This is a genomic window from Enterobacter cloacae complex sp. GYL001, from assembly GCF_049237125.1.
Taxonomy (GTDB): domain Bacteria; phylum Pseudomonadota; class Gammaproteobacteria; order Enterobacterales; family Enterobacteriaceae; genus Enterobacter; species Enterobacter hormaechei_C.
The window spans coordinates 1-24,637 of record NZ_JBMKGW010000011.1 but is presented as its reverse complement, the minus strand read 5'-3'; the positions used below and the strand labels follow the sequence as shown (position 1 = coordinate 24,637).

Below are 24,637 nucleotides of genomic sequence, written 5' to 3'. Positions count from 1 at the left end.
AACAAACTTTATCAGGCTAACTGCTTGCGAAGGTCAGGGTTTGCCTGGATCAGGCGCATCAGCTTTAGCTCGGCTGGGGTTGGTTTTTCACGTTTTGACTCCCACTCCAGCACCATCGCTACGCTGACACCCATCGCTCTTGCGAATTCATCTGTTTTCAGGCCCGATCCTTTGCGTAAACGCTCAAATTCACTAAAAGGATTGGACTTTTGATTCAGGGTAACCGTCGGCGGTACATCTTTAAAAATAATCTGTTCCAGGCTGCTCAGCAGCTCAAACTCAGGATCTTTTAATTCCATTGAGAACTCCTCATAAATCACACATCGGGATCATGAACATCAGAGAGCCTGTTAAGAATAGTCCCTAAACCAGACACAGGATCGTCACGGCTGTGATTAATTGTGCGATAACGATCGCTTTACGCGTTTCAGCTATATGGATAGTTATGCTAATTACCTGATTAGTCATATGTAGGGATGCACAGGTATTTTTTTGTAAATAGTCAGTACAAAAACGGGAATACCCGTTTTGCATGAAAACTCTATCTTGCAAGGCTGACCTGGACTATCCTTGTCAGCGTTGGGCACGCGTGTGCCGGTGTGCGCTTTTTGGGTGAAAGGAGTAATAAAATGGCGACAGGAAAGTCCTGCTCTCGCTGGTTTGCGCCTATTGCGGCGTTGTTGATGGTTGTTAGCCTGAGTGGGTGTTTCGATAAAGAAGGCGATCAGCGCAAAGCGTTTATCGATTTTCTACAGAATACAGTGATGCGTAGCGGCGAGCGTTTACCAACGCTGACTGCGGATCAGAAAAAACAGTTTGGTCCATTCGTGTCGGATTACGCCATTCTGTATGGCTATTCACAGCAGGTAAGCCAGGCGATGGATTCCGGTATTCGCCCGGTAGTGGATAGCGTGAATGCCATCCGCGTTCCACAGGATTATATGACCCAGCGCGAACCGCTGCGCCAGTCAAATGGCGCACTTGGGGTACTGAGCCAGCAGCTGCAAAATGCCAAAATGCAGGCTGATGCGTCGCGTTCCGCGTTGAAGCAGGGCGAGGATCTCAAACCGGTCTATGACCAGGTGTATGAGAAAGTCGTGACCAAGCCGTCAAACGCCTTGCAACCGCTGATCCCGGCGGCGCAGGTCTTTACTCAGCAGCTGGTTCAGGTGGGTGACTTTATTAGTGAACAAGGTACGCAGGTGAGCTTCGTCTCTAACGGTATCCAGTTCCCGACCTCCCAGCAGGCGAGCCAGTACAACGCGCTGATCGGGCCGCTCGCGTCCCAGCATCAGGCCTTTAGCCAGGCATGGAGCGCAGCGGTCGCTGCTACGGAATAAGAAAAACCCCCGCTTCGGCGGGGTTTTTTTTATGCTTGATGAAAATAACGCTTGTCATTCATCTACCACATCGGTATAACTATGTTCGTCGGTTTGTTACACAGACCTAAAGCAGTTTAGTAAAGCAGTCCAGATTGTTATCCATAGATACCCTTCGTAGTGACCCTTCCTTCATCGCTTAAAAATCTGTAACGCAATCCATCAAGCCGGAAGGCACAATATATTTGTTAATAAGGTAATTTCTATGTCTGCTAAAATGACTGGTCTGGTAAAATGGTTCAACGCTGATAAAGGTTTCGGCTTCATCACTCCTGACGATGGCTCTAAAGACGTGTTCGTACACTTCTCTGCTATCCAGAACGATGGCTACAAATCTCTGGATGAAGGTCAGAAAGTTTCCTTCACCATCGAAAGCGGCGCTAAAGGCCCAGCAGCTGGTAACGTTGTAAGCCTGTAAGCTTCCAACCCAGTAGCACAAAATTCAAAAACCCGCCTTCTGGCGGGTTTTTTCGTTTCTACTGTTGTATCTGTGGGTTAACGCAGTTCTTATCCACTTTACCGCCGAGCGCGGCAATCAGGTTATCCACGGCGGTCGCCGCCATATTGTAGCGTGTTTCATGAGTGGCAGAGCCGATGTGGGGCAGGGCGACGACGTTCGGCATGGTCAGTAGCGGAGAATCTACCGGCAGCGGCTCCTGTTCAAACACGTCCAGACCAGCGGCGTGGATCTCACCGTTTTGCAGTGCCTCAATCAGCGCCTTCTCATCGACCACCGGACCACGACCCGCGTTGATGAAAATGGCCGATTTCTTCATCTTTTCAAACGCCGCTTTGCCGATGAGATGACGCGTTTCATCCGTCAGCGGCAGGATCAGGCAGACAAAGTCGGCTTCCCGCAACAGCGTATCAAGCTCGCAGTAGCGGGCATTGAAACGTTCTTCAGCTTCAGTGTGGTGACGGCGTGCGTTATACAGGATGGGCATGTTGAAGCCGAAATGCGCGCGCTGTGCCAGTGCCAGACCGATGCGCCCCATCCCAACAATCCCCAGCGTTTTGCCATGAACGTCCACGCCGAACCAGTCCGGGCCAATGCTTTTCGTCCATTCGCCCGCTTTCACGCGCTCGGCCACTTCCACCACGCGACGCGCGGTACTGAGCACCAGCGCCATCAGCGTGTCGGCGACGGTCTCCGTCAGGGCATGCGGCGTGTGCATCAGCAGGATGTTGCGCGCGTTTAGCGCATCCACGTCGAAATTGTCGTATCCCACCGAAACGGTTGAGGTAGCACGAAGCTTCGGCATTTTCTCCAGCAGCGCTGCATCCACCTTTTCGCTCGAACCCAGCAGGCCCTCGGCGCTGGCAAACGCGTCGGCGTGCTGTGCCACGGTTTCCGGGCTGAGGTTCTTGACCCGGGTAACGGTAAAGTGTTCCTCCAGGCGTTTTTGCAGGTCTTCAGGCAGTGCTTTGTACAAAATGACGGACGGCTTCATGCTAATCTCCGTTGATTTTAAAAAGATTCAGGCGTGGCGTGCGCCGACGGGTAGCTGTTGATTATTAGCAGGCTTAACAATCAGAGTAAGCCATACCGAGGCAAAAAGCGCCACCCCCATAAAGATGTAAGAGGCCGATGGGCTGCCGGTGGCGCCGTTCAGATAGCCCACAAACCACGAGCCAAAGAACGAACCCAGCGCGCCCATGCTGTTAATCAGCGCCATCGCGCCCCCAGCGACGTTACGCGGCAGCATTTCCGGGATGATGGCAAAGAACGGACCATACGGGGCATACATGGCCGCACCCGCAATCACCAGCAGCGTATACGAAGCCCAGAAGTGGTTCGCGCCTACGGCCCAGGAGCCAATAAAGGCAAAAGCAGCGATCAGCAGCAGTGGCCAGACGAACAGCTTACGGTTTTGCAGCTTGTCCGATGCCCAGGAGACGATAATCATCGCGATGGTCGCAGCCAGGTAAGGCACCGATGACAGCCAGCCCACTTCCACCATGCCAAGGTTTTCACCGCCGCTGCGGATAATCGACGGCAGCCACAGCACAAAGCCGTACACGCCAATACTCCAGGTAAAATACTGTGCGCACAGCAGAATAACGTTCCGGGAGCGGAAGGCTTCACCGTAGTTACGCACCGCTTTCAGCCCCTGCTGCTCTTTATCCAGCTGCGCCTGGAGTGCGGCTTTTTCGTCCTCTGAAAGCCATTTTGCCTGGGCTGGCTTATCTTTCACCAGCACCCACCAGCAGAAGGCCCAGATAATCGCGGGAACCCCTTCGATGATGAACATCTCGCGCCAGCCGAAGGACTGGATCAGGTAGCCGGAAACCACCGACATCCACAGCACGGTGACCGGGTTACCGAGTATCAGGAACGTATTAGCACGTGAACGCTCAGATTTTGTGAACCAGTTGCTGATGTAAATCAGCATTGCTGGCATGACGGCCGCCTCAACCACGCCGAGAATAAAGCGAATGGCCGCCAGAGCAGGTATGTTATTCACCACGCCAGTAAGCGACGCACAGGCACCCCATAAGATCAGGCAGATGAAAATGAGCTTTCGCACGCTGCGGCGTTCAGCGTAAATCGCGCCGGGGATCTGGAAGAAGAAATAACCCAGGAAGAAGAGGGCACCCAGCAGGGAGGAGACCCCTTTGGTGATCCCAAGGTCTTCGTTGATCCCGGCGGCGGATGCGAAACTGAAGTTGGCACGATCCAGGTACGCCAGGCTGTACGTGATAAACACGATTGGCATGATGTACCACCAGCGTTTTACTGCATTGGTCGAACTGTTCATAGGCTTGCCTCTGTTGTTGAGGTTGTTGCCGCCGTTGTCTGTAGGGTACACGGTGGCTTAATTATCTGGTGCGGATTGCTGCCCTCACCCTGGTCCTCTCCCACAGGGAGAGGGAATTTAGACGCCGAGCTCTGCTCGTGTTGGTAATCCTTCGCTGTCGCCCTGCACCTGAATCGCCAGCGAACCAATTTTGTTGCCTCGCGCCACGGCCTGCGACAGTGGTTTGCCCTCCAGCAGGGCGCTGATGACTCCGACGGCAAACCCATCGCCCGCGCCCACGGTATCGACCACGTTGTCGACTTTTACCGCAGCGACAGCGCCTTGCTCACCGTCGGCAGTTTTGAACCATGCGCCGTCGGCACCGGTTTTCAGCACCACGGCTTTTACCCCTCTTTTGAGGTAAAAATCAGCAATGCCTTCGGGCGTGCTTTCGCCAGTGAGGATCATTCCCTCTTTTATGCCCGGCAGAACCCAGTCCGCCTGAAACGCCAGTCGGTTTAGTTTCTCAGCCATCTCCGCTTCGCTTTTCCACAGCACCGGGCGCAGGTTAGGATCGAAAGAGATCGTTTTGCCCTGTGCTTTCATTGCCGAAGCCGCGTGATCCAGTAAATCGTACGAGCTGGTCGAGAGCGCCGCCGCCACGCCGCTCAGGTGCAGGTGGCGCGCGGAGGAGAAATACGCGGCGTGATAATCATCCACGGAGAGATGGCTTGCCGCTGAGCCTTTGCGGAAATACTCCACGATGGGATCGGTTCCATTTTCAACTTTAGATTTCAGCTGAAAGCCCGTCGCAAAGCGTCCGTCGAGGGTCACGCCTGCGGCATCAATGCCCTCTTTTTTCAGTGAGTCGAGAACAAAATGGCCAAAGCTGTCATTTCCCATGCGGCTTACCCAGCCGACATTCAGCCCCAGCCGCGCAAGGCCGGTAGCAACATTCAGCTCGGCACCTGCCACGCGTTTAATGAAGTACTCCACTGCGCTCAGCTCGCCCGTTTCGGTGGCGACAAACATCGCCATGGCCTCGCCAATGGTGATGACATCCAGCGTCTTGTGCATGGTTTACTCCTCGCGCAGCAGGTTGACGTAATGGCGGGTGACGGCGGTGAGATCCGTCCCTTCCAGCGGAAATTCGATACCGCGTGGCGCATCGGCAGGGAGTTGATTGAGCAGATCCCGCCAGCGAGAATCGGTCTGATCCGGCGCGACGGCGCGGAACTGCGCCTTATGCGGGACTGCGGACTTGACATGAATATAGCTCACGGCGGGAGCCAGCTGACGTGCAGCCTCTTCCGGGGAGTCGCCAACCCACAGCCAGTTGCCCATATCGAACGTCAGTGTGACCGGTAGCGCCATTACCCGGCAGGCGGCTTTGAAGCGCTGCATCGGCGCGAGCTGCCCGCAGTCGGTCTGGTCGTTTTCCACCACCAGCGTCATGCCGCTTTCATCCAGCAGTGCGCGCAGGGCTTCAAGCGGCTGTTTGTCGCTGAAATGACCCAGCGAGACTTTAAGCCACAGCGCGTTCAGGGCGCTGGCTTCGCTAAGGTAGCGCGGGAGATCTGTGTTGAGGGTGCCATCGGGCATAAACAGGGGGGCCGGGGCGGAGTAGCACGCCAGTAAACCCAGCAGTTCAATGGACTCGCCGAGCGCAGGCAGGGCCATTAACTCGTCGTTGCTGAAGAGCTCGCGGCGGATTTCAACGCCATCAGCCCCTGCGCCGGCAATAACGGGAAGCATCGCCCGTTGACCGCCTGCCTGTCGCACCTGTTCCGCACCATACGCGGCGGTGACCACCATAATTTTCCTGCTCATTTCCTGACTCCAGAGCGTAATCGATAGTATTACGCTAGATGGAACCGGTTCCAAAGAAAAGATCGGGATGCTGAATTTATGATCGCTGTCACGAAGGGGGAATTAACGGGCAGTAGAGCCGCGAACGATCAGCTCGCCGGAAAAAACCTGCTCGCGTACGGCGTCGCGGGCGCCTTCAATGCGGCGAACCACTTGTTCAACCGCGGCATAGCCGATCTGCCAGGTGGGCTGTTTGAGGGTGGTGATGCCTACGCCAGCAAGTTCTGCCCACTCCAGTTCATCAAAGCCGAGTAAGCCGATGTCGCTGCCCCAGTGCAGGCCAATGCGTTTAAGCGAGCGGGCAACCTGAAGCGTCAGCGCCCCGTTCGCGGAGATCACCGCCTTGCGCATACCCCGATGGCGGGTATGGAACTGGCGCAGGGTATTATCCAGCTGCCCGGCTTCATGCAGGGGGATTTCGGCATTCTCGGCGATCACGCCGGGATATCGCGCCAGCGTGGCACGAAATGCAGCCAGGCGGTCGCGGCGGGTGTTAACCATGCCCAGCGGTTCGCTCAGGAATAAAATGGCTTCGAAGCCCTGTTCAATCAGGTGCTCGGTGGCGGTGGTAGCCGCCTGGGTGTTATCCAGCCCGACCACATCGCAGGCAAATTCCGGGATTTTTCGGTCAATAAGCACCATTGGCAGAGAGGATTGTTGCAGGCGATTTAGCCCCTCTTCTCGCATCCCGACGGCATTCACCACAATCCCTTCCACCTGATAGCTGCGCAGCAGATCGAGGTAATGCAGCTCCTGATCAACCTCGTTATTGGTGTTACAGACCAGCGGGGTAAAGCCTTTCTCACGGCACGCCGCTTCGATGCCGCTGAGGACGTTTACGGAGTAGGGGTTGGTGATATCGGCGATGATGAGGCCAATCAGACGGGTGCGTCCCCGCTTGAGGCCGCGCGCCATCAGGCTGGGACGGTAGTCGAGATCGGCAATGGCCTGTTCGATTCGCGCCAGCAGCGCATCGGAAAGCAGGTGTTTCTCGCCGTTGAGGTAGCGTGAAATGCTGGTTTTACCGGTTTTGGCGGCTTTCGCCACGTCGCTGATGGTGGCCCGGGTTGGTTTGATCATCGCTGATTTCCCTGAATTTAGTGAGAATACCTTAGCGGGAAAATCTGGCGAATCAAGCAATTTACCGGGTGGCGCTGCGCTTACCGGAGGTTGCGGTCTGATGTCCTCACCCCAACCCTCTCCCACGGGAGAGGGCGCAAACACTAAAAACGGCAACGGGGTTGCCGTTTTGCTTTTAACTACTGCACCGGGCTTAACGTAATCTCAACGCGGCGGTTCTGCGCTTTGCCTTCCGCCGTGCTGTTGCTGGCGATCGGGTTAGCCGGACCCATGCCGCTGGTGCGGATGCGGTTCGCTTCTACGCCCTGGGCGATCAGCGAGCTGGCCACGGAATCGGCGCGCTGCTGGGACAGACGCATGTTCAGATCCTGGCTGCCGGTGCTGTCGGTGTAGCCAATCACGTTCACGGCAGTTTTATTGTACTCTTTCAGCACTGCGGCCACGCCGGTCAGGGTGTTCGCGCCTGCGGGTTTCAGCGTCGCGCTGCTGCTGTCAAAGGTCACGTTGTTTGGCATGTTCAGGATGATGTTGTCACCGCTGCGCGTCACGCTCACGCCCGTACCTTTCATTTTGTCACGCAGTTTTGCTTCCTGCACGTCCATGTAATAACCCACGCCGCCGCCCAGGGCTGCGCCTGCCGCTGCGCCAATCAGTGCACCTTTGCCGCGATCTTTCTTGGAGGAGGAGAGTGCGCCAACGCCAGCGCCCACCAGGGAACCAATACCCGCGCCAATGCCGGATTTGCCCGCTTCGCGTTCACCGGTGTAAGGGTTGGTTGTGCAGCCAGAAACAGCCAGTGCGCCGCTCACCAGAGCGGCAATAACGAGTACGCGTTTTTTCATCTTATTTCCTTAATCCTTTTTATTCTTTGCCACGATGGACGTGGCAGTGGATTATGACGTCCGGATACGGAGAAAATTCAGTGTATAACTCTGAAATTTGTCACAAACGATAAACTGCCTCAATGAAAGGCCGAAACACCTGCACGCAACCAGGAGCGCACGCTTTGAGCACCTCAACAAAAACCATTCTGACCGCCGCCCACTGGGGGCCGATGCTGGTCGAAACCGATGGCGACACTGTGCTGTCGTCTCGCGGGGCTTTGCCTTCGCGCCATCTCAACTCTTTACAGACCGTCGTTCGCGATCAGGTACACAGTAAAACCCGCGTCCGCTGGCCGATGGTGCGTAAAGGCTTTCTGGCGTCACCGGATAAGCCGCAGGGTATTCGTGGGCAGGATGAGTTCGTACGCGTGAGCTGGGACGACGCGCTGGCGCTGATCCATACCCAGCATAAACGCATTCGCGACAGCTATGGCCCGTCGTCCATTTTTGCCGGCTCCTATGGCTGGCGCTCGAACGGCGTGCTGCATAAGGCCGCAACCCTGCTGCAACGCTATATGAGCCTGGCCGGAGGATACACCGGCCATCTGGGCGATTACTCGACCGGCGCGGCGCAGGCAATCATGCCGTATGTCGTGGGCGGGAATGAGGTTTATCAGCAGCAGACCAGCTGGCCGCTGGTGCTGGAGCATGCGGAGGTGGTGGTGCTCTGGAGCGCCAACCCGCTCAATACCCTGAAAATTGCCTGGAATGCGTCCGACGAGCAGGGCGTTTCCTACTTTGATGCGCTGCGCAAAAGCGGCAAGCGCATCATCTGTATCGATCCGATGCGTTCTGAAACGCTGGATTTCTTCGGCGACAGCGCCGAGTGGATCGCGCCGCATATGGGCACCGACGTGGCGATGATGCTGGGCATCGCCCACACCCTGGTGGAGAACGGCTGGCACGATACGGAATTTCTGGCGCGCTGCACCACGGGCTTCGATAAATTTGCCGACTACCTGACGGGACAAACCGACGGTATCGCCAAAACCGCAGAGTGGGCTGCGGCGATTTGCGGCGTTGATGCCGTTAAAATCCGCGAACTGGCGACGTTATTCCATAGCCGTGTCACGATGCTCATGTCCGGCTGGGGGATGCAGCGCCAGCAGTTTGGCGAGCAGAAGCACTGGATGCTGGTGACGCTCGCCGCGATGCTCGGGCAGATTGGCACACCCGGCGGCGGTTTTGGGCTTTCCTATCACTTTGCTAACGGCGGCAACCCGACGCGAAAAGCCGCGGTGCTGGCCTCCATGCAGGGCTCGGTGCAGGGTGGCGTGGACGCGGTAGATAAAATTCCGGTGGCACGCATTGTTGAAGCCCTGGAGAACCCAGGCGGGTTTTATCAGCACAACGGCCAGGATCGGCATTTCCCGGATATTAAGTTTGTCTGGTGGGCGGGTGGGGCCAACTTCACCCATCACCAGGATACTAACCGCCTGATCCGCGCCTGGCAGAAACCGGAGCTGGTGGTGATCTCGGAGTGCTTCTGGACCGCGTCAGCGAAACATGCCGATATCGTTTTGCCCGCCACGACCTCGTTCGAGCGTAACGATCTCACCATGACGGGGGATTACAGCAATCAGCATATGGTGCCGATGAAGCGCGTCGTGGCTCCCCGGGATGAAGCGCGGGATGATTTTGATGTCTTTGCCGACCTGAGTGAAATGTGGGAAGCGGGCAGTCGGGAGCGTTTCACCGAGGGCAAAACCGATCTGCAATGGCTGGAAACGTTTTACCAGATTGCCAGCCAGCGCGGGGCTGCGCAGGGCGTGACGCTGCCGCCATTCGCTGAGTTCTGGGAGGCGAATCAACTCTTCGAAATGCCGGAAAGCGAGCAGAATGCGCGGTTTGTGCGCTTTGCTGACTTCCGTCGCGATCCGGAGAATCACCCGCTAAAAACCGAAAGCGGGAAGATTGTGATCTACAGCGAACGCATCGCCAGCTTTGGCTACGCGGACTGTCCGCCACATCCGGCGTGGCTGGAGCCGGACGAATGGCATGGCAATGCGCAGCCGGGGCAGCTTCAGCTGCTGTCTGCCCATCCCGCCCATCGTCTGCACAGCCAGCTCAACTATTCGGCTTTGCGCGAGCAGTATGCGGTGGCGGGTCGTGAGCCGATTGCGCTGAACAGCGATGACGCAAAGGCGCGGGGGATTAACCACGGCGACCTCGTTCGGGTCTGGAACGCGCGCGGGCAGGTGCTGGCAGGCGCCGTGGTGAGTGACGGGATCCGCCCTGGCGTTTTCTGCATTCATCAGGGCGCATGGCCGGATCTGGCGCTGGACGAGGGCGGTATTTGTAAGAACGGCGCCGTAAACGTGCTGACCAAAGATCTCCCCAGCTCGAAGCTGGGGAATGGCTGCGCGGGGAATACGGCGCTGGCATGGGTGGAGAAATATGAGGGGCCGGCGCTTACCCTTACGGCGTTTGATCCGCCTGCCAGCTCATGATCCACGTCGGGTGTTGGGTATCATCCTGCCAGGCGCTGTCTTCGATGCGAAAACCCTGAGCATGATAGAAATTCACCGCCCGCACGTTTTTCTGATACACCTCCAGACTTAAATACGGATAGTGCTGCTGAACGTGGTTCAGCAGCGCACGCCCGATCCCCTTTCCGATGAACGCCGGGGCGATAAACAACGCCCCCACGAACTGGAACTGCATGACGCTGATAAAACCGCACAGGGTACCGTTTTCTTCCCAGACCCAGGTCTCGGCGGCGGGAAGGTATTCATCCCGCACTACCGCTTCATTCGCTTGCCAGTAACTTGCGTCGATAAACGGATGCGCCTCGGTGGTGCTCTCCAGCCACAGACTCAAAAGCGGAGCGGTGTCCTCACTTTGCCATTTGCGGATCATGGTGGCCCTCCGGATGGCAGAAGCAGCCCGTAATGTGGTCATTGACCAGCCCGCAGGCCTGCATAAAGGAGTAACAGATGGTGGTGCCCACAAACTTAAAGCCGCGTTTTTTCAGCGCTTTCGACAGGGCATCTGAGGCGGGGGTCGACGTTGGGATCTCTGCAAGCGTGGCGGCCTGCGTCACCTTCGGCTCGTTATCCACAAACGACCAGACGAATGCTGAGAAGGGTTCGCCGTTTTGCTCCATCGCCAGATAAGCACGCGCGTTACCAATAATGGCCTGAATTTTACCGCGATGGCGGATGATACCGGTATCCAGAACCAGCCTTTCCACGTCGTCGTCGGTCATGGCGGCAACCGCAGCCGGATCGAACTGGTGGAAGGCTTTGCGATAGTTCTCACGCTTTTTCAGAACGGTGATCCACGACAGTCCGGCCTGCTGGCCTTCAAGGCAAATCATTTCAAACAGTTTTTTACCGTCGGTTTCCGGTACGCCCCATTCCTTGTCGTGATAATCGATATAAAGCTGATCCTGGCTTACCCAGCCGCAACGTTGCATAGGTCATCTCCCTTCCTGATACGGTAAACGCAAAAATTTCAATCTGCCCGGCTTGACGTGTCTGCTAAAGAGACAATAGTTAATACAGGGCTATACGCCCTAATACCTCTTCGAACAATGACATATATCGCCGAACTCGGCTCTTTCTGGAGTCGCTTTGATGATGATAAAAAAAATCAGTGGTCGCCATGCTGCTTCTGGCCTGGTGGGTGTTTCAGTCTGCCTGCTTTTTTGTAACACCGCTTTTGCGTGGCAACAGGAATATATCGTTTCAGATGCTCAAAGTAATACGATGGAACGCTATACATGGGACGCCGATCACCAACCTCGTTATGAAGATATTCTCGCGGAGCGTATTAACCGCACGCAGAATGCTGCGGGGTTTACCCTGAACGACCCATCCGGTTCAGATGCGGAAACCGTTCTGAGCGTTGGCTGGAATTTTCCCGTGGCGGGACATTTCACCACCGGGCCCGTAATGGCGTGGCGCACTGATGGCGCTCCCTCCGCACCAGTGAATGCGTTTGAGGATACAACCACCACGCAGTCGCTTACCGATCCACTCTGGCATGCCAGCGTGAACTCATTGGGGTGGCGTGTCGATACGCAGTATGGTGATTTACACCCCTGGGCGAAGATCAGCTATAACCAGCAAACTGAAGAAGAATATTTATATACGCTGGGATTGAGCGCCAAATTTTAAAGGGTTGTCACTTTTTTAAACGCTGCGGTAACATATTTAATACAATAACGGCAGGGACTGTAGCGATAGTGATCGCTCACCTTTGAGCTTTTTCTTCTCCGGCAAGGTCATTCATTCCCGCTTCCAGGCATTTCATTCCGTTTCTCCTGCATTTCATGCCGTTTTACCCCTGGTGTTATGGGGTTTTGTTTATCGTGTCCTCAGCGAATTTCCTTAATTTATCTTGCAGGACACTGCCATGAACACATCAACTTATAACCGCACGCGTTGGCTGACGCTATTCGGCACCATCGTTACCCAGTTCGCACTGGGATCGGTCTATACCTGGAGCCTGTTTAACAGCGCCCTGTCTGATAAGATCGGCGCGCCGATAAGCCAGGTGGCGTTCTCCTTCGGCTTGCTGAGTCTTGGGTTAGCAATTTCCTCTTCCGTGGCGGGCAAACTTCAGGAGCGCTTCGGCGTGAAGCGTGTAACCATGGCCTCCGGGATCTTGCTGGGCGTGGGCTTCTTCCTGACGGCATATTCCGACAACCTGATGATGCTGTGGCTGAGCGCCGGGGTGCTGGTGGGGCTGGCGGACGGCGCAGGTTACCTGCTGACGCTGTCTAACTGCGTGAAGTGGTTCCCGGAGCGTAAAGGGCTTATCTCCGCGTTTGCCATTGGTTCATATGGCCTGGGCAGCCTTGGCTTCAAATTCATCGATGCGCATCTGCTGACCTCGGTGGGGCTTGAGAAAACCTTTATGATCTGGGGCGTGATTGTGCTGGTGATGATCCTCTTCGGCGCAACGCTGATGAAAGACGCGCCGCAGCAGGAAGTGAAAACCGTTAACGGTGTGGTGGAGAATGATTTCACCCTTGCACAGTCCATGCGTAAACCGCAGTACTGGATGCTGGCGGTGATGTTCCTGACGGCCTGCATGAGCGGTCTGTATGTCATCGGCGTGGCGAAAGATATCGCGCAGGGAATGGTGAAACTGGACGCGGCGACGGCGGCGAACGCGGTAACGGTCATCTCCATCGCTAACCTCTCGGGTCGTCTGGTACTGGGTATCCTGTCTGACAAAATCGCCCGCATCCGCGTGATTACGCTGGGGCAGGTCATCTCTCTGGTGGGCATGGCGGCGCTGCTGTTTGCACCGCTGAACGAAGCGACATTCTTTGCGGCGATAGCCTGCGTAGCCTTTAACTTTGGCGGTACCATTACCGTCTTCCCGTCGCTGGTGAGCGAGTTCTTCGGGCTGAACAATCTGGCGAAAAACTACGGTGTGATTTATCTCGGCTTCGGTATCGGCAGTATTTGCGGATCGCTGATTGCCTCGCTGTTTGGTGGCTTCTACGTGACATTCTGCGTGATATTTGCCTTGCTGATTATTTCACTGGCGCTGTCCACCACGATTCGTCAGCCGCAGCGCGAGGTCTATAAAGAAGCGCATGCATGATTCGATAAAAAGGGGCCGCAGGGCCTCTTTTTTTATCGCAATATCACTTCCGGACTTGTTATTTTGTAAAAATTTTCATCGATTCACATTCTCTGCTGCCACTTTTCTTCCTCGCTGTGGTCTACTTATCGCGCTTGTAGACGTTTCTGATAACGGTTTATCTCGCATCTACTTACTCTGTCTGCTTTCTCAATGAGATTCGGCGGGTCTTTATACCCCTTCCCCCAGGGTTGTTTGCATGAAATATATCAGGTCTCTTACCCAGCAAAGATTGTGTCTGATGCTGGCTGTCTATATCGGTTTGTTTCTGAATGGCGCGGTGCTGTTCAGAAGAGTGGAAGGTTATTTTGAACACCTCACCGTAAGAAACGGGATTTTCGCCGCGATTGAAGTGTTTGGCTCAATTCTGGCAACCTTCTTCCTGCTACGTCTGCTCTCGCTTTTTGGCAGACTTACATGGCAGGTTCTGGCCTCGCTGGTGGTGATTATCTCTGCCGCCGCAAGCTATTACATGACATTCATGAATGTGGTCATTGGCTACGGTATTGTGGCCTCGGTGATGACCACGGACATCGACCTCTCGAAAGAGGTGGTGGGGCAAGGGTTCATCATGTGGACGATTTTGACCTGCCTGATCCCGCTCTTCTTTATCTGGAGTAATACCTGTCGCTATACCCTGTTACGCCAGCTGCGTACCCGTGGGCAACGCATCCGCAACGTCGCCGTCGTTCTTCTGGCGGGTCTGCTGGTATGGGCGCCTATTCGCCTGATGGAAAAACAGCAAAAGCGGATCGAAAAAGCGACAGGCGTAGATATGCCAAGCTACGGCGGCGTGGTGGCTAACTCGTATCTGCCGTCTAACTGGCTGTCGGCGTTAGGTCTCTATGCCTGGGCTCAGGCGGACGAATCCAGCGATGTGAAATCGCTGATTAACCCGACCAAAAAGTTCACCTACCAGGCTCCGGCTGACGGACTGGATGATACTTACGTGGTCTTCGTTATCGGAGAAACGACGCGCTGGGATCATATGGGTATTCTCGGTTATGACCGCGATACCACCCCGAAACTGGCGCAGGAAAAGAACCTGGTGGCATACCGCGGCTACTCCTGCGATACCGCCACGAAGCTTTCGTTGCGCTGTATGTTTGTTCGTGAGGGCGGTGCGAGTGATAATCCTCAGCGCACTCTCAAAGAGCAAAACGTGTTTGCTGTTCTGAAGCAGCTTGGATTTAGCTCCGATCTGTTCGCCATGCAAAGTGAGATGTGGTTCTACACCAACACCATGGCGGATAACATCGCCTACCGCGAGCAGATTGGCGCCGAGCCGCGTAACCGCGGAAAGAACGTTGATGATATGCTGCTGCTCTCTGAGATGGAACAGTCGCTGAAAAACCATCCGCAGGGTAAGCACCTTATTGTTCTGCATACCAAAGGTTCACACTACAGCTACTATCAGCGTTACACGCGCGATTTCGCCAAATGGACGCCTGAGTGCGTCGGCATTAACAAGAACTGTAGCAAGCAGGAGCTGATCAATGCCTATGATAACTCGATTCTGTATGTGGATACCTTCCTCAGCCGGGTGATCGACCAGCTTCGCGATAAGAAAGCGATTGTGATTTACGCGGCCGACCACGGCGAGTCCATCAACGAGAAAGAGCATTTACACGGCACGCCGCGTAAGCTGGCCCCGCCTGAGCAGTTCCGCGTGCCGATGATCATGTGGATGTCGGATAAGTACCTGGAAAACCCGGACAAAGCCAAAATGTTTGCCCATCTGAAACAGCAGGCAGAGATCAAGGTACCGCGCCGTCACGTTGAGCTGTACGACACCATTATGGGTTGTCTCGGCTATACCTCACCGAACGGTGGGATTAACGAAAACAACAACTGGTGTAAACTCCCTGATAACACCACAAAAGCCGCGCAGTAGCTGGTCTGGCGAGAATATCGCCAGTTGAATGGCTTTTTGAAAATAAGGGATTGACGGGGGCGCACCTCAGCAGTAAGATGCGCTCCGCATTCGGCGAGTAGCGCAGCTTGGTAGCGCAACTGGTTTGGGACCAGTGGGTCGGAGGTTCGAATCCTCTCTCGCCGACCACATTCTAAAAAGGGCTAACCGCAAGGTTAGCCCTTTTTGCATTAACGCGTTACCCCGCACGAGTCCTCAAAATACCCCTTAGCCCTGCTTCCCCCTGCCTGCTTGCGGTTTTGTGACATAATCCATTGTATTTTTTTATATATAGTTTGATCTTTTTTCGCGTTGCTTATGGATAACCTCAGCATTTTTCGCTGTGCGTTTTAACGTTCGCGGTATTTAGTGCTCAGATAATCACCATTCTGTAAGAAAATTCACCCATTCTGAATAAAACTTAATCACTGAGTGTTGCGAAATATGAAGATAATTGTGCTGCATCATGGCGAGTAGCATAAATTTCTCTGCTGAAAACTCACGGTCAGGGTTTTTTTAATCTTTGTTTGCGGTTTCTCACACTCCACGTAAATCCCCGCCACCTGTATTGACGTTTTCACATTCTGTTGACAGATTGTAGGGCACGAGGGGCATTTCAGGGAGGATCTGCGCTGCAACTCAAACGCTCTTCTGAAAGGATTCTCTATCCCTTTTAACGCCTTCGGGCATCACCGACCGGACCGGGTAAAAAATAAATAAAGGTCAGGCGGCGTAACACAACAAAGCAAAACATCACATTGGAGCACAATAATGAGTATTTCCTTGAAGAAGTCAGGGATGCTGAAGCTTGGTCTGAGCCTGGTGGCCATGACCGTTGCAGCAAGCGTACAGGCAAAAACCCTGGTTTACTGTTCTGAAGGCTCTCCGGAAGGCTTTAACCCACAGCTCTTTACCTCTGGTACGACTTACGACGCAAGCTCTGTACCGATCTATAACCGTCTGGTTGAATTTAAAACCGGCACCACGGAAGTAATTCCTGGCCTGGCTGAAAAGTGGGATGTCAGCGAAGACGGTAAAACCTATACCTTCCACCTGCGCCAGGGCGTGAAGTGGCAGGACAGCAAAGAATTTAAACCTACGCGCGACTTTAACGCCGACGACGTTGTGTTCTCCTTCGACCGTCAGAAAAATGCCCAGAACCCGTACCATAAAGTGTCTGGCGGCAGCTATGAATACTTCGAAGGGATGGGTCTGCCAGACCTGATCGCTGAAGTGAAAAAAGTGGACGATAAAACCGTTCAATTTGTGCTGACGCGTCCGGAAGCGCCATTCCTGGCTGACCTGGCGATGGACTTCGCCTCGATTCTCTCTAAAGAGTACGCGGACAACATGCTGAAAGCCGGCACGCCGGAAAAAGTGGACCTGAACCCAATCGGTACCGGCCCGTTCCAGCTGCTTCAGTACCAGAAAGATTCCCGTATTCTGTATAAAGCCTTCCCGGGCTACTGGGGCACCAAGCCGCAGATCGACCGTCTGGTCTTCTCCATCACGCCTGACGCATCCGTGCGTTACGCAAAATTGCAGAAAAACGAATGTCAGGTGATGCCGTATCCAAACCCGGCTGACATCGCGCGCATGAAGCAGGACAAAAATATCAACCTGCTGGAGCAGGCGGGCCTGAACGTGGGTTATCTCTCCTTCAACACCGAGAAGAAACCGTTCGATGACGTGAAAGTGCGTCAGGCGCTGACTTACGCGGTGAACAAAGAAGCGATCATCAAAGCCGTTTACCAGGGCGCGGGCGTTGCGGCCAAGAACCTGATCCCACCAACCATGTGGGGTTATAACGACGACATTAAGGACTACACCTACGATCCTGAGAAAGCGAAAGCGCTGCTGAAAGAAGCGGGCCAGGACAAAGGCTTCACCGTCGAGCTGTGGGCGATGCCGGTACAGCGTCCTTACAACCCGAACGCACGTCGTATGGCGGAAATGGTTCAGGCTGACTGGGCGAAGATTGGCGTACAGGCCAAAATTGTAACCTACGAGTGGGGCGAGTACCTGAAGCGCGCTAAAGCGGGCGAACACCAGGCGGTCATGATGGGCTGGACCGGCGACAACGGGGATCCGGACAACTTCTTCGCGACCCTGTTCAGCTGTGCGGCAGCGAAAGACGGTTCCAACTACTCTCGCTGGTGCTACAAGCCGTTTGAAGATCTGATCCAGCCGGCGCGTGCGACCGACGATCACAACAAACGTATCGAACTGTACAAGCAAGCTCAGGTTGTCATGCACGATCAGGCTCCGGCGCTGATTGTTGCTCACTCCACCGTGTACGAGCCAGTGCGTAAAGAAGTGAAGGGCTACGTGGTTGATCCACTGGGCAAACACCACTTCGAAAACGTGTCTGTTGAATAATTAAAAGCAACGCCAGGCGGCGCTGCGCTTGCACTGGCCTACGGTATGTAGGCCGGGTAAGCGTAGCGCCACCCGGCAGCAGTGCTTTATTCCCTCTCTAAAAGGGGAGGGAATAAGATTTGTGAGCAATACAGACGTCACGCCACTGGGCGTGCGTCATCAGAGAGAATCCGGGTTATGTTGCAGTTCATCCTCCGACGTCTGGGACTGGTTATCCCGACGTTTATCGGTATCACCCTTCTCACTTTTGCCTTCGTCCATATGATCCCGGGTGACCCGGTAATGATTATGGCAGGTGAGCGTGGTATCTCCCCTGAACGTCATGCGCAACTGCTGGCTGAACTCGGCCTTGATAAGCCGATGTGGCAGCAGTATCTCCACTATATCTGGGGTGTGTTGCACGGCGATTTAGGGATTTCACTGAAAAGCCGTCTTCCGGTGTGGGACGAGTTCGTACCGCGCTTTAAAGCGACGCTGGAACTCGGTATCTGCGCCATGATCTTCGCGACCGCGGTAGGGATCCCCGTTGGCGTACTGGCTGCCGTTAAGCGTGGCTCTATTTTCGACCACACCGCTGTTGGCCTGGCACTGACCGGCTACTCCATGCCTATCTTCTGGTGGGGCATGATGCTGATCATGCTGGTCTCGGTGCAGTGGAACCTGACGCCGGTCTCCGGACGCGTCAGCGACATGGTTTTCCTTGACGACACCAACCCGTTAACCGGCTTTATGCTGATTGATACGGCGATCTGGGGCGAAGAGGGCAACTTCATTGATGCGGTTGCGCACATGATCCTGCCTGCAATGGTGCTGGGCACCATCCCTCTGGCGGTGATCGTGCGTATGACCCGTTCCTCCATGCTGGAAGTGCTGGGCGAGGATTATATTCGTACTGCCCGCGCTAAAGGCCTGACCCGTATGCGCGTCATCATCATTCATGCCCTGCGTAACGCTATGCTGCCGGTGGTGACCGTTATCGGTTTGCAGGTCGGTACGCTGCTGGCGGGGGCGATCCTGACCGAAACCATCTTCTCCTGGCCGGGTCTTGGACGCTGGCTGATTGATGCGCTGCAACGCCGTGACTATCCGGTTGTGCAGGGCGGTGTACTGCTGGTCGCGACGATGATTATCCTCGTCAACCTGCTGGTCGATTTGCTGTACGGCGTGGTGAACCCGCGTATTCGTCATAAGAAGTAAGGGGCCATCATGTCACAAGTTACTCAAAATAAAGTGGTCACCGCACCGGTGCCAATGACGCCGATGCAGGAGTTCTGGCACTACTTCAAGCGCAACAAAGGCGCGGTCGTCGGGCTGGTGTATGTTTCCATCATGATCCTGATTGCGGTGTTTGCGAACGTCCTTGCGCCGTATAACCCGGCTGATCAGTTCCGCGATGCGCTGCTGGCGCCTCCTGCATGGCAGGACGGCGGAAGCCTGACGCACCTGCTGGGCACCGACGATGTGGGCCGCGATGTGCTGTCGCGCCTGATGTACGGCGCACGCCTGTCGCTGCTGGTTGGCTGCCTCGTTGTCGTACTGTCGCTGATCATGGGGATCGTACTCGGCCTCGTGGCGGGCTATTTCGGCGGCATCGTTGATAACATCATCATGCGCGTCGTCGACATTATGCTGGCATTGCCAAGCCTGCTGCTGGCGCTGGTGCTGGTGGCGATCTTTGGTCCGTCGATTGGTAACGCCGCGCTTGCGCTGACGTTTGTTGCGCTACCGCATTACGTGCGTCTGACCCGTGCGGCGGTGCTGGTGGAAGTGAACCGCGACTACGTTACCGCCTCTCGCGTGGCGGGTGCCGGTGCGATGCGTCAGATGTTTATCAATATCTTCCCAAACTGCCTTGCGCCGCTGATTGTTCAGGCGTCGCTCGGTTTCTCTAACGCCATTCTTGATATGGCCGCTCTTGGCTTCCTTGGCATGGGTGCGCAGCCGCCAACACCGGAGTGGGGCACCATGCTCTCCGACGTGTTGCAGTTCGCGCAAAGCGCCTGGTGGGTCGTCACCTTCCCAGGTCTGGCGATTCTGCTGACGGTGCTGGCATTTAACCTGATGGGTGACGGTCTGCGTGATGCACTTGATCCCAAACTGAAGCAGTAAGAGGCACGAGATGGCGTTATTAAATGTAGATAAATTATCCGTGCACTTTGGCGACGAAGGCACACCGTTTCGCGCCGTGGACCGCATCAGCTACAGCGTTAATCAGGGCGAAGTGGTCGGGATTGTAGGAGAGTCGGGCTCCGGTAAGTCAGTGAGTTCGCTGGCGATTATGGGGCTGATTGACTACCCCGGCCGCGTGATGGCGGAAAATCTGGAGTTCAACGGTCAGGATCTGAAGCGCATTTCCGAAAAACAGCGCCGCCAGCTGGTGGGCGCGGAAGTGGCGATGATCTTCCAGGACCCCATGACCAGCCTGAACCCATGCTACACCGTCGGTTTCCAGATTATGGAAGCCATTAAGGTGCATCAGGGCGGCAACAAGAAAACCCGTCGCCAGCGTGCTATCGATCTGCTGAACCTGGTGGGGATACCTGACCCGGCATCGCGTCTGGACGTTTACCCGCATCAGCTTTCCGGCGGCATGAGCCAGCGCGTGATGATCGCCATGGCGATTGCCTGTCGACCAAAACTGCTGATTGCGGATGAACCAACTACCGCGCTGGACGTAACCATCCAGGCGCAAATCATCGAGCTGCTGCTGGAGTTGCAGCAGAAAGAGAATATGGCGCTGGTGCTGATTACGCACGACCTGGCGCTGGTGGCGGAAGCGGCACACAAAATCATCGTGATGTACGCGGGTCAGGTGGTGGAGACCGGAAGTTCGCACGATATCTTCCGCGCTCCGCGTCACCCGTATACGCAGGCGTTACTGCGCGCGCTGCCGGAGTTTGCCCAGGACAAAGCGCGTCTGGCGTCACTGCCGGGTGTGGTTCCGGGTAAATATGACCGTCCGCAGGGCTGCCTGCTGAATCCGCGCTGCCCGTATGCGACAGATAAATGTCGCGCCGAGGAGCCAGAGCTGAATCTGCTGGCCGATGGTCGGCAGTCAAAATGCCACTACCCACTCGATGATGCCGGGAGGCCAACACTATGAGTACGCACGAGGCTACCACGCAACAGCCGCTGTTGCAGGCTATCGACCTGAAAAAACATTACCCGGTGAAGAAGGGGATTTTTGCCCCTGAGCGCCTGGTAAAAGCGCTGGACGGCGTCTCCTTCAGCCTTGAACGCGGTAAAACGCTGGCGGTCGTCGGGGAGTCGGGCTGTGGAAAATCCACGCTGGGCCGTCTGCTGACGATGATCGAAACGCCAACCGGCGGCGAGCTTTACTATCAGGGCCAGGATCTTCTCAAGCACGATCCGCAGGCGCAGAAGCTGCGTCGCCAGAAAATCCAGATTGTGTTCCAGAACCCGTACGGTTCTTTAAACCCGCGTAAAAAAGTGGGGCAGATTCTGGAAGAGCCGCTGCTGATTAACAGCAATCTGAGCAAAGAGCAGCGTCGTGAAAAAGCGCTGGCGATGATGGCGAAGGTGGGGCTTAAAACCGAGCATTACGATCGCTACCCGCATATGTTCTCTGGCGGTCAGCGTCAGCGTATTGCCATCGCCCGTGGGCTGATGCTTGACCCGGACGTGGTGATTGCCGATGAGCCGGTCTCAGCGCTTGACGTGTCCGTTCGCGCGCAGGTGCTTAACCTGATGATGGATTTACAGCAGGATCTGGGACTGTCGTACGTCTTCATCTCCCATGACCTGTCCGTGGTTGAGCACATTGCCGATGAGGTGATGGTGATGTATCTGGGACGCTGCGTGGAGAAGGGGACGAAAGATCAGATCTTTACTAACCCGCGTCATCCGTATACGCAGGCGTTGCTGTCTGCAACGCCGAGACTGAACCCGGATGACCGCCGGGAGCGCATTAAGCTGACCGGCGAGTTGCCAAGCCCGCTTAACCCGCCGCCGGGATGTGCGTTCAACGCCCGCTGCCGTCGCCGCTTCGGCCCGTGCACGCAGTTGCAGCCACAACTGAAGGATTATGGCGGACAGCTGGTGGCCTGCTTCGCGGTCGATCAGGATGAAAACGGCGAAAAGCCGCAGGCATAAAGAAAAAAACCGGCGATAAGCCGGTTTTTTTACGTCTGAGGTCTACTTCCGTAAACGAATCTGGTCAACGGCGTGTTTCTCACTCTTGGTGAGGATCAGGCTTGCGCGTTCGCGCGTCGGCAGGATGTTCTCTTTGAGGTTGACGTAGTTGATCTCATTCCACAGCCCGGTCGCCACGCTGATAGCCTCTTCTTCAGAGAGCTGGGCGTAGTTGTGGAAGTAGGAATCCGGGTCGGTGAACGCGCCTTCGCGGAACTTCAGGAAGCGGTTGATATACCAGCGTTGCAGCAGATCTTCCGGCGCATCGACATAAATTGAGAAATCGACAAAGTCAGAGACAAACACATGATGCGGATCGTGAGGATAATCCATCCCACTTTGCAGGACGTTTAAGCCTTCCAGAATCAGGATGTCGGGCTGCACAACCGTTTTGTCGCCATCCGGGATGCGGTCGTAGATCAGATGCGAGTAAACCGGCGCGGTAACGTGAGGTACGCCCGATTTTAGATCTGAAACAAACTTTACCAGGCGGTGCATATCATAAGAGAGCGGGAAGCCCTTCTTTTTCATCAGGCCGCGTTCTTTCAACACCTCGTTGGGATGCAGGAAGCCGTCGGTGGTGATCAGCTCCACGCTGCGGTGTTCCGGCCAGCGGCTCAGCAGCGCCTGTAGCACGCGCGCGGTGGTACTTTTACCCACTGCCACGCTGCCCGCAATACTGATGATATAAGGAATACGTTGACCGTTCGTGCCGAGGAACTGTTCCAGTACGGCCTGACGACGCAAATTGGAGCTGATATAGAAGTTAAGCAAGCGAGAAAGGGGGAGATAGATTTCTGCCACCTCTTCCAGGGAGAGATCTTCGTTTATCCCTTTTAGCCGTGCGATTTCACCTTCCGTCAGTGTCATAGGGACGGAGTCACGCAGGGCTGCCCACTGGCTACGGTTAAACTGAAGATAGGGCGTCATTAACGTTTGCTCTTTTTTGCTCATAAGCATGCTTCTGTGAACCATCACGAAACGGCGGGTGCGGGCTCATCACATAGTTAATTTTGGACAATGGGCAGGAGGTTAACATCAGATGAGAGGAATAATAAGAAAAAATATGGGAAAGCGATGCTTAACCGGGCAGGCATCACCTGGGGCTATAGCGTGCCGAAATCAGGCGTTCATGTTGAATTTTTAACCGTGAGCGGATGAATTTACAGCGGTTAGCCCTGGTTTCGAATAAAATGTGAGCGAAAGAACGTTTTATGCAATTTTTTAGTTGCATGACTGCGCAGGTCTCCATAGAATGCGCGCTACTTGATGCCGACTTAGCTCAGTAGGTAGAGCAACTGACTTGTAATCAGTAGGTCACCAGTTCGATTCCGGTAGTCGGCACCATCAAGTCCGGTGGGGTTCCCGAGCGGCCAAAGGGAGCAGACTGTAAATCTGCCGTCACAGACTTCGAAGGTTCGAATCCTTCCCCCACCACCACTTTCTGGCAGCGTCAACGCCGCCGGAGCTGGTTAGAAAAATTGACCAGCTCGAACAGAAAAGAGAGAAATCTCTTTTTTTGTTACAGAAAGAACTGGGTAGCCGAGTTTCAGGATGCGGGCATCGTATAATGGCTATTACCTCAGCCTTCCAAGCTGATGATGCGGGTTCGATTCCCGCTGCCCGCTCCAATACGTGCTGATATGGCTCAGTTGGTAGAGCGCACCCTTGGTAAGGGTGAGGTCCCCAGTTCGACTCTGGGTATCAGCACCACTTCACTTCTCCCTCCCTTTCTCTCTGTTTCAATGTAAATGTATTCAACAGTTCAGGCATTTTCGCCTGGTTGATGTGGTGATATCACCGATTTATCCGTGTCTTAGAGGGACAATCGATGTCTAAAGAAAAGTTTGAACGTACAAAACCGCACGTTAACGTCGGTACTATCGGCCACGTTGACCATGGTAAAACAACGCTGACCGCTGCAATCACTACCGTACTGGCTAAAACCTACGGCGGTGCTGCTCGTGCTTTCGACCAGATCGATAACGCACCAGAAGAAAAAGCTCGTGGTATCACCATCAACACCTCTCACGTTGAGTATGACACCCCGACTCGCCACTACGCACACGTAGACTGCCCAGGCCACGCCGACTATGTTAAAAACATGATCACCGGTGCTGCGCAGATGGACGGCGCGATCCTGGTTGTTGCTGCGACTGACGGCCCTATGCCTCAGACTCGTGAGCACATCCTGCTGGGTCGTCAGGTAGGCGTTCCTTACATCATCGTGTTCCTGAACAAATGCGACATGGTTGATGACGAAGAGCTGCTGGAACTGGTAGAGATGGAAGTTCGTGAACTGCTGTCTCAGTACGATTTCCCAGGCGACGACACTCCAATCGTTCGTGGTTCCGCGCTGAAAGCGCTGGAAGGCGACGCAGAGTGGGAAGCGAAAATCATCGAACTGGCTGGCTTCCTGGATTCTTACATCCCAGAACCAGAGCGTGCGATTGACAAGCCATTCCTGCTGCCAATCGAAGACGTATTCTCCATCTCTGGTCGTGGTACCGTTGTTACCGGTCGTGTAGAGCGCGGTATCATCAAAGTGGGTGAAGAAGTTGAAATCGTTGGTATCAAAGAGACTGCGAAGTCTACCTGTACTGGCGTTGAAATGTTCCGCAAACTGCTGGACGAAGGCCGTGC

Annotated in this window: 22 protein-coding genes and 5 tRNA genes; 17 read left to right on the top strand and 10 right to left on the bottom strand. The window is 55.0% G+C overall.

Annotated elements, in window-relative coordinates; all coding sequences use genetic code 11:
- Nucleotides 1-11 precede the first annotated feature (11 nt).
- On the bottom strand, nt 12-299 hold the full coding sequence (locus tag ACOTWU_RS17800; protein ID WP_003860776.1) for an HTH-type transcriptional regulator: 288 nt from the start codon (nt 297-299) through the stop codon (nt 12-14).
- 330 nt (nt 300-629) lie between these two features.
- On the opposite strand from ACOTWU_RS17800, the gene ACOTWU_RS17795 reads away from it, so the two are divergent.
- Both ACOTWU_RS17795 and cspE read left to right on the top strand, forming a co-directional pair.
- Nucleotides 630-1,340: a DUF3053 domain-containing protein gene (locus ACOTWU_RS17795; protein WP_017383576.1), complete on the top strand. Its 711-nt coding sequence runs from the start codon at nt 630-632 to the stop codon at nt 1,338-1,340.
- A 244-nt stretch (nt 1,341-1,584) separates the two neighbouring features.
- Entirely contained in the window at nt 1,585-1,797 is a 213-nt protein-coding gene (gene cspE / locus ACOTWU_RS17790) for a transcription antiterminator/RNA stability regulator CspE (RefSeq protein ID WP_003860775.1), read from the top strand.
- 58 nt (nt 1,798-1,855) lie between these two features.
- Here cspE and ghrB read toward each other — a convergent pair whose 3' ends face one another.
- From ghrB to ACOTWU_RS17760, 6 genes are all read right to left on the bottom strand, one after another.
- Nucleotides 1,856-2,830 (bottom strand): glyoxylate/hydroxypyruvate reductase GhrB, encoded by a 975-nt coding sequence (ghrB, locus tag ACOTWU_RS17785; RefSeq protein WP_015569992.1) that lies wholly within the window; start codon nt 2,828-2,830, stop codon nt 1,856-1,858.
- A gap of 27 nt (nt 2,831-2,857) precedes the next feature.
- Nucleotides 2,858-4,138, bottom strand: a complete 1,281-nt coding sequence (locus ACOTWU_RS17780; RefSeq protein ID WP_001089079.1) for an MFS transporter — start codon at nt 4,136-4,138, stop codon at nt 2,858-2,860.
- Between the two features lie 117 nt (nt 4,139-4,255).
- On the bottom strand, nt 4,256-5,194 hold the full coding sequence (locus ACOTWU_RS17775; RefSeq protein WP_126499298.1) for a sugar kinase: 939 nt from the start codon (nt 5,192-5,194) through the stop codon (nt 4,256-4,258).
- Between the two features lie 3 nt (nt 5,195-5,197).
- Nucleotides 5,198-5,947 (bottom strand): sugar phosphate isomerase/epimerase family protein, encoded by a 750-nt coding sequence (locus tag ACOTWU_RS17770; RefSeq protein WP_126499299.1) that lies wholly within the window; start codon nt 5,945-5,947, stop codon nt 5,198-5,200.
- 102 nt (nt 5,948-6,049) lie between these two features.
- Nucleotides 6,050-7,066 (bottom strand): LacI family DNA-binding transcriptional regulator, encoded by a 1,017-nt coding sequence (locus ACOTWU_RS17765; RefSeq protein WP_045338316.1) that lies wholly within the window; start codon nt 7,064-7,066, stop codon nt 6,050-6,052.
- 179 nt (nt 7,067-7,245) lie between these two features.
- The gene (locus ACOTWU_RS17760; protein WP_015569987.1) at nt 7,246-7,908 is read right to left on the bottom strand and encodes an OmpA family lipoprotein; all 663 of its coding nucleotides are present in this window, start codon (nt 7,906-7,908) and stop codon (nt 7,246-7,248) included.
- Between the two features lie 122 nt (nt 7,909-8,030).
- Here ACOTWU_RS17760 and ACOTWU_RS17755 point away from each other — a divergent pair, with 122 nt between their 5' ends.
- Nucleotides 8,031-10,400 (top strand): molybdopterin guanine dinucleotide-containing S/N-oxide reductase, encoded by a 2,370-nt coding sequence (locus tag ACOTWU_RS17755; RefSeq protein WP_047717051.1) that lies wholly within the window; start codon nt 8,031-8,033, stop codon nt 10,398-10,400.
- On the opposite strand, the gene ACOTWU_RS17750 is transcribed toward ACOTWU_RS17755, so the two are convergent.
- Both ACOTWU_RS17750 and tag read right to left on the bottom strand, forming a co-directional pair.
- A complete protein-coding gene (locus ACOTWU_RS17750; RefSeq protein ID WP_048219211.1) occupies nt 10,369-10,809 on the bottom strand; it encodes an N-acetyltransferase in 441 nt (146 codons plus the stop codon). The two genes, ACOTWU_RS17755 and ACOTWU_RS17750, sit on opposite strands and share 32 nt — an antisense overlap.
- Complete coding sequence (gene tag / locus ACOTWU_RS17745) at nt 10,787-11,368, bottom strand: DNA-3-methyladenine glycosylase I (protein WP_017383572.1); 582 nt, start codon at nt 11,366-11,368, stop codon at nt 10,787-10,789. The genes ACOTWU_RS17750 and tag overlap by 23 nt, the downstream gene beginning before the upstream one ends.
- A 160-nt stretch (nt 11,369-11,528) precedes the next feature.
- Here tag and ACOTWU_RS17740 point away from each other — a divergent pair, with 160 nt between their 5' ends.
- The 9 genes from ACOTWU_RS17740 to dppF all read left to right on the top strand — a co-directional run bounded on the left by ACOTWU_RS17740 (nt 11,529) and on the right by dppF (nt 21,955).
- Nucleotides 11,529-12,071 carry a hypothetical protein gene (locus tag ACOTWU_RS17740; RefSeq protein WP_015569983.1) on the top strand — a complete coding sequence of 181 codons (543 nt, stop codon included), beginning with the start codon at nt 11,529-11,531 and terminating at the stop codon, nt 12,069-12,071.
- A gap of 238 nt (nt 12,072-12,309) precedes the next feature.
- On the top strand, nt 12,310-13,512 hold the full coding sequence (locus tag ACOTWU_RS17735) for an L-lactate MFS transporter (RefSeq protein WP_045329429.1): 1,203 nt from the start codon (nt 12,310-12,312) through the stop codon (nt 13,510-13,512).
- 238 nt (nt 13,513-13,750) lie between these two features.
- A complete protein-coding gene (gene eptB / locus ACOTWU_RS17730; protein ID WP_126499302.1) occupies nt 13,751-15,445 on the top strand; it encodes a kdo(2)-lipid A phosphoethanolamine 7''-transferase in 1,695 nt (564 codons plus the stop codon).
- A gap of 91 nt (nt 15,446-15,536) precedes the next feature.
- A tRNA-Pro gene (locus tag ACOTWU_RS17725) sits at nt 15,537-15,613 on the top strand.
- A 621-nt stretch (nt 15,614-16,234) separates the two neighbouring features.
- Nucleotides 16,235-17,842, top strand: coding sequence for a dipeptide ABC transporter periplasmic-binding protein DppA (gene dppA, locus ACOTWU_RS17720; protein ID WP_006177809.1), 1,608 nt, complete (start codon nt 16,235-16,237; stop codon nt 17,840-17,842).
- 177 nt (nt 17,843-18,019) lie between these two features.
- Nucleotides 18,020-19,039 carry a dipeptide ABC transporter permease DppB gene (gene dppB / locus ACOTWU_RS17715; RefSeq protein ID WP_006810536.1) on the top strand — a complete coding sequence of 340 codons (1,020 nt, stop codon included), beginning with the start codon at nt 18,020-18,022 and terminating at the stop codon, nt 19,037-19,039.
- A 9-nt stretch (nt 19,040-19,048) separates the two neighbouring features.
- The gene (dppC, locus tag ACOTWU_RS17710) at nt 19,049-19,951 is read left to right on the top strand and encodes a dipeptide ABC transporter permease DppC (protein ID WP_006810535.1); all 903 of its coding nucleotides are present in this window, start codon (nt 19,049-19,051) and stop codon (nt 19,949-19,951) included.
- Between the two features lie 10 nt (nt 19,952-19,961).
- Nucleotides 19,962-20,945, top strand: a complete 984-nt coding sequence (gene dppD / locus ACOTWU_RS17705; protein WP_015569978.1) for a dipeptide ABC transporter ATP-binding protein — start codon at nt 19,962-19,964, stop codon at nt 20,943-20,945.
- Nucleotides 20,942-21,955 carry a dipeptide ABC transporter ATP-binding subunit DppF gene (gene dppF, locus ACOTWU_RS17700; RefSeq protein ID WP_017383568.1) on the top strand — a complete coding sequence of 338 codons (1,014 nt, stop codon included), beginning with the start codon at nt 20,942-20,944 and terminating at the stop codon, nt 21,953-21,955. Before dppD ends, dppF begins: the two co-directional genes overlap by 4 nt.
- 42 nt (nt 21,956-21,997) lie before the next feature.
- Here dppF and coaA read toward each other — a convergent pair whose 3' ends face one another.
- Nucleotides 21,998-22,948, bottom strand: a complete 951-nt coding sequence (gene coaA, locus ACOTWU_RS17695) for a type I pantothenate kinase (protein ID WP_015569977.1) — start codon at nt 22,946-22,948, stop codon at nt 21,998-22,000.
- Nucleotides 22,949-23,265: 317 nt separating this feature from the next.
- On the opposite strand from coaA, the gene ACOTWU_RS17690 reads away from it, so the two are divergent.
- From ACOTWU_RS17690 to tuf, 5 genes are all read left to right on the top strand, one after another.
- Nucleotides 23,266-23,341 (top strand) — tRNA-Thr (locus ACOTWU_RS17690).
- Between the two features lie 8 nt (nt 23,342-23,349).
- A tRNA-Tyr gene (locus ACOTWU_RS17685) sits at nt 23,350-23,434 on the top strand.
- Nucleotides 23,435-23,550: 116 nt separating this feature from the next.
- A tRNA-Gly gene (locus ACOTWU_RS17680) sits at nt 23,551-23,625 on the top strand.
- A gap of 6 nt (nt 23,626-23,631) precedes the next feature.
- Nucleotides 23,632-23,707, top strand: a tRNA-Thr gene (locus ACOTWU_RS17675).
- A gap of 118 nt (nt 23,708-23,825) precedes the next feature.
- On the top strand, nt 23,826-24,637 hold an 812-nt coding region (gene tuf / locus ACOTWU_RS17670), incomplete at its 3' end, for an elongation factor Tu (RefSeq protein ID WP_214595682.1).

Excerpts from the sequence above, each read along its gene's own strand:
- ACOTWU_RS17795 (WP_017383576.1), top strand. The coding sequence starts at position 630 with ATGGCGACAGGAAAGTCCTGCTCTCGCTGGTTTGCGCCTATTGCGGCG.
- ACOTWU_RS17760 (WP_015569987.1), bottom strand. The coding sequence starts at position 7,908 with ATGAAAAAACGCGTACTCGTTATTGCCGCTCTGGTGAGCGGCGCACTG.
- ghrB (WP_015569992.1), bottom strand. The coding sequence starts at position 2,830 with ATGAAGCCGTCCGTCATTTTGTACAAAGCACTGCCTGAAGACCTGCAA.
- ACOTWU_RS17775 (WP_126499298.1), bottom strand. The coding sequence starts at position 5,194 with ATGCACAAGACGCTGGATGTCATCACCATTGGCGAGGCCATGGCGATG.
- ACOTWU_RS17780 (WP_001089079.1), bottom strand. The coding sequence starts at position 4,138 with ATGAACAGTTCGACCAATGCAGTAAAACGCTGGTGGTACATCATGCCA.
- ACOTWU_RS17770 (WP_126499299.1), bottom strand. The coding sequence starts at position 5,947 with ATGAGCAGGAAAATTATGGTGGTCACCGCCGCGTATGGTGCGGAACAG.
- dppB (WP_006810536.1), top strand. The coding sequence starts at position 18,020 with ATGTTGCAGTTCATCCTCCGACGTCTGGGACTGGTTATCCCGACGTTT.
- ACOTWU_RS17735 (WP_045329429.1), top strand. The coding sequence starts at position 12,310 with ATGAACACATCAACTTATAACCGCACGCGTTGGCTGACGCTATTCGGC.
- dppA (WP_006177809.1), top strand. The coding sequence starts at position 16,235 with ATGAGTATTTCCTTGAAGAAGTCAGGGATGCTGAAGCTTGGTCTGAGC.
- ACOTWU_RS17765 (WP_045338316.1), bottom strand. The coding sequence starts at position 7,066 with ATGATCAAACCAACCCGGGCCACCATCAGCGACGTGGCGAAAGCCGCC.
- ACOTWU_RS17750 (WP_048219211.1), bottom strand. The coding sequence starts at position 10,809 with ATGATCCGCAAATGGCAAAGTGAGGACACCGCTCCGCTTTTGAGTCTG.
- dppC (WP_006810535.1), top strand. The coding sequence starts at position 19,049 with ATGTCACAAGTTACTCAAAATAAAGTGGTCACCGCACCGGTGCCAATG.
- ACOTWU_RS17755 (WP_047717051.1), top strand. The coding sequence starts at position 8,031 with ATGAAAGGCCGAAACACCTGCACGCAACCAGGAGCGCACGCTTTGAGC.
- coaA (WP_015569977.1), bottom strand. The coding sequence starts at position 22,948 with ATGAGCAAAAAAGAGCAAACGTTAATGACGCCCTATCTTCAGTTTAAC.
- ACOTWU_RS17740 (WP_015569983.1), top strand. The coding sequence starts at position 11,529 with ATGATGATAAAAAAAATCAGTGGTCGCCATGCTGCTTCTGGCCTGGTG.
- dppF (WP_017383568.1), top strand. The coding sequence starts at position 20,942 with ATGAGTACGCACGAGGCTACCACGCAACAGCCGCTGTTGCAGGCTATC.
- eptB (WP_126499302.1), top strand. The coding sequence starts at position 13,751 with ATGAAATATATCAGGTCTCTTACCCAGCAAAGATTGTGTCTGATGCTG.
- dppD (WP_015569978.1), top strand. The coding sequence starts at position 19,962 with ATGGCGTTATTAAATGTAGATAAATTATCCGTGCACTTTGGCGACGAA.
- ACOTWU_RS17800 (WP_003860776.1), bottom strand. The coding sequence starts at position 299 with ATGGAATTAAAAGATCCTGAGTTTGAGCTGCTGAGCAGCCTGGAACAG.
- tag (WP_017383572.1), bottom strand. The coding sequence starts at position 11,368 with ATGCAACGTTGCGGCTGGGTAAGCCAGGATCAGCTTTATATCGATTAT.
- cspE (WP_003860775.1), top strand. The coding sequence starts at position 1,585 with ATGTCTGCTAAAATGACTGGTCTGGTAAAATGGTTCAACGCTGATAAA.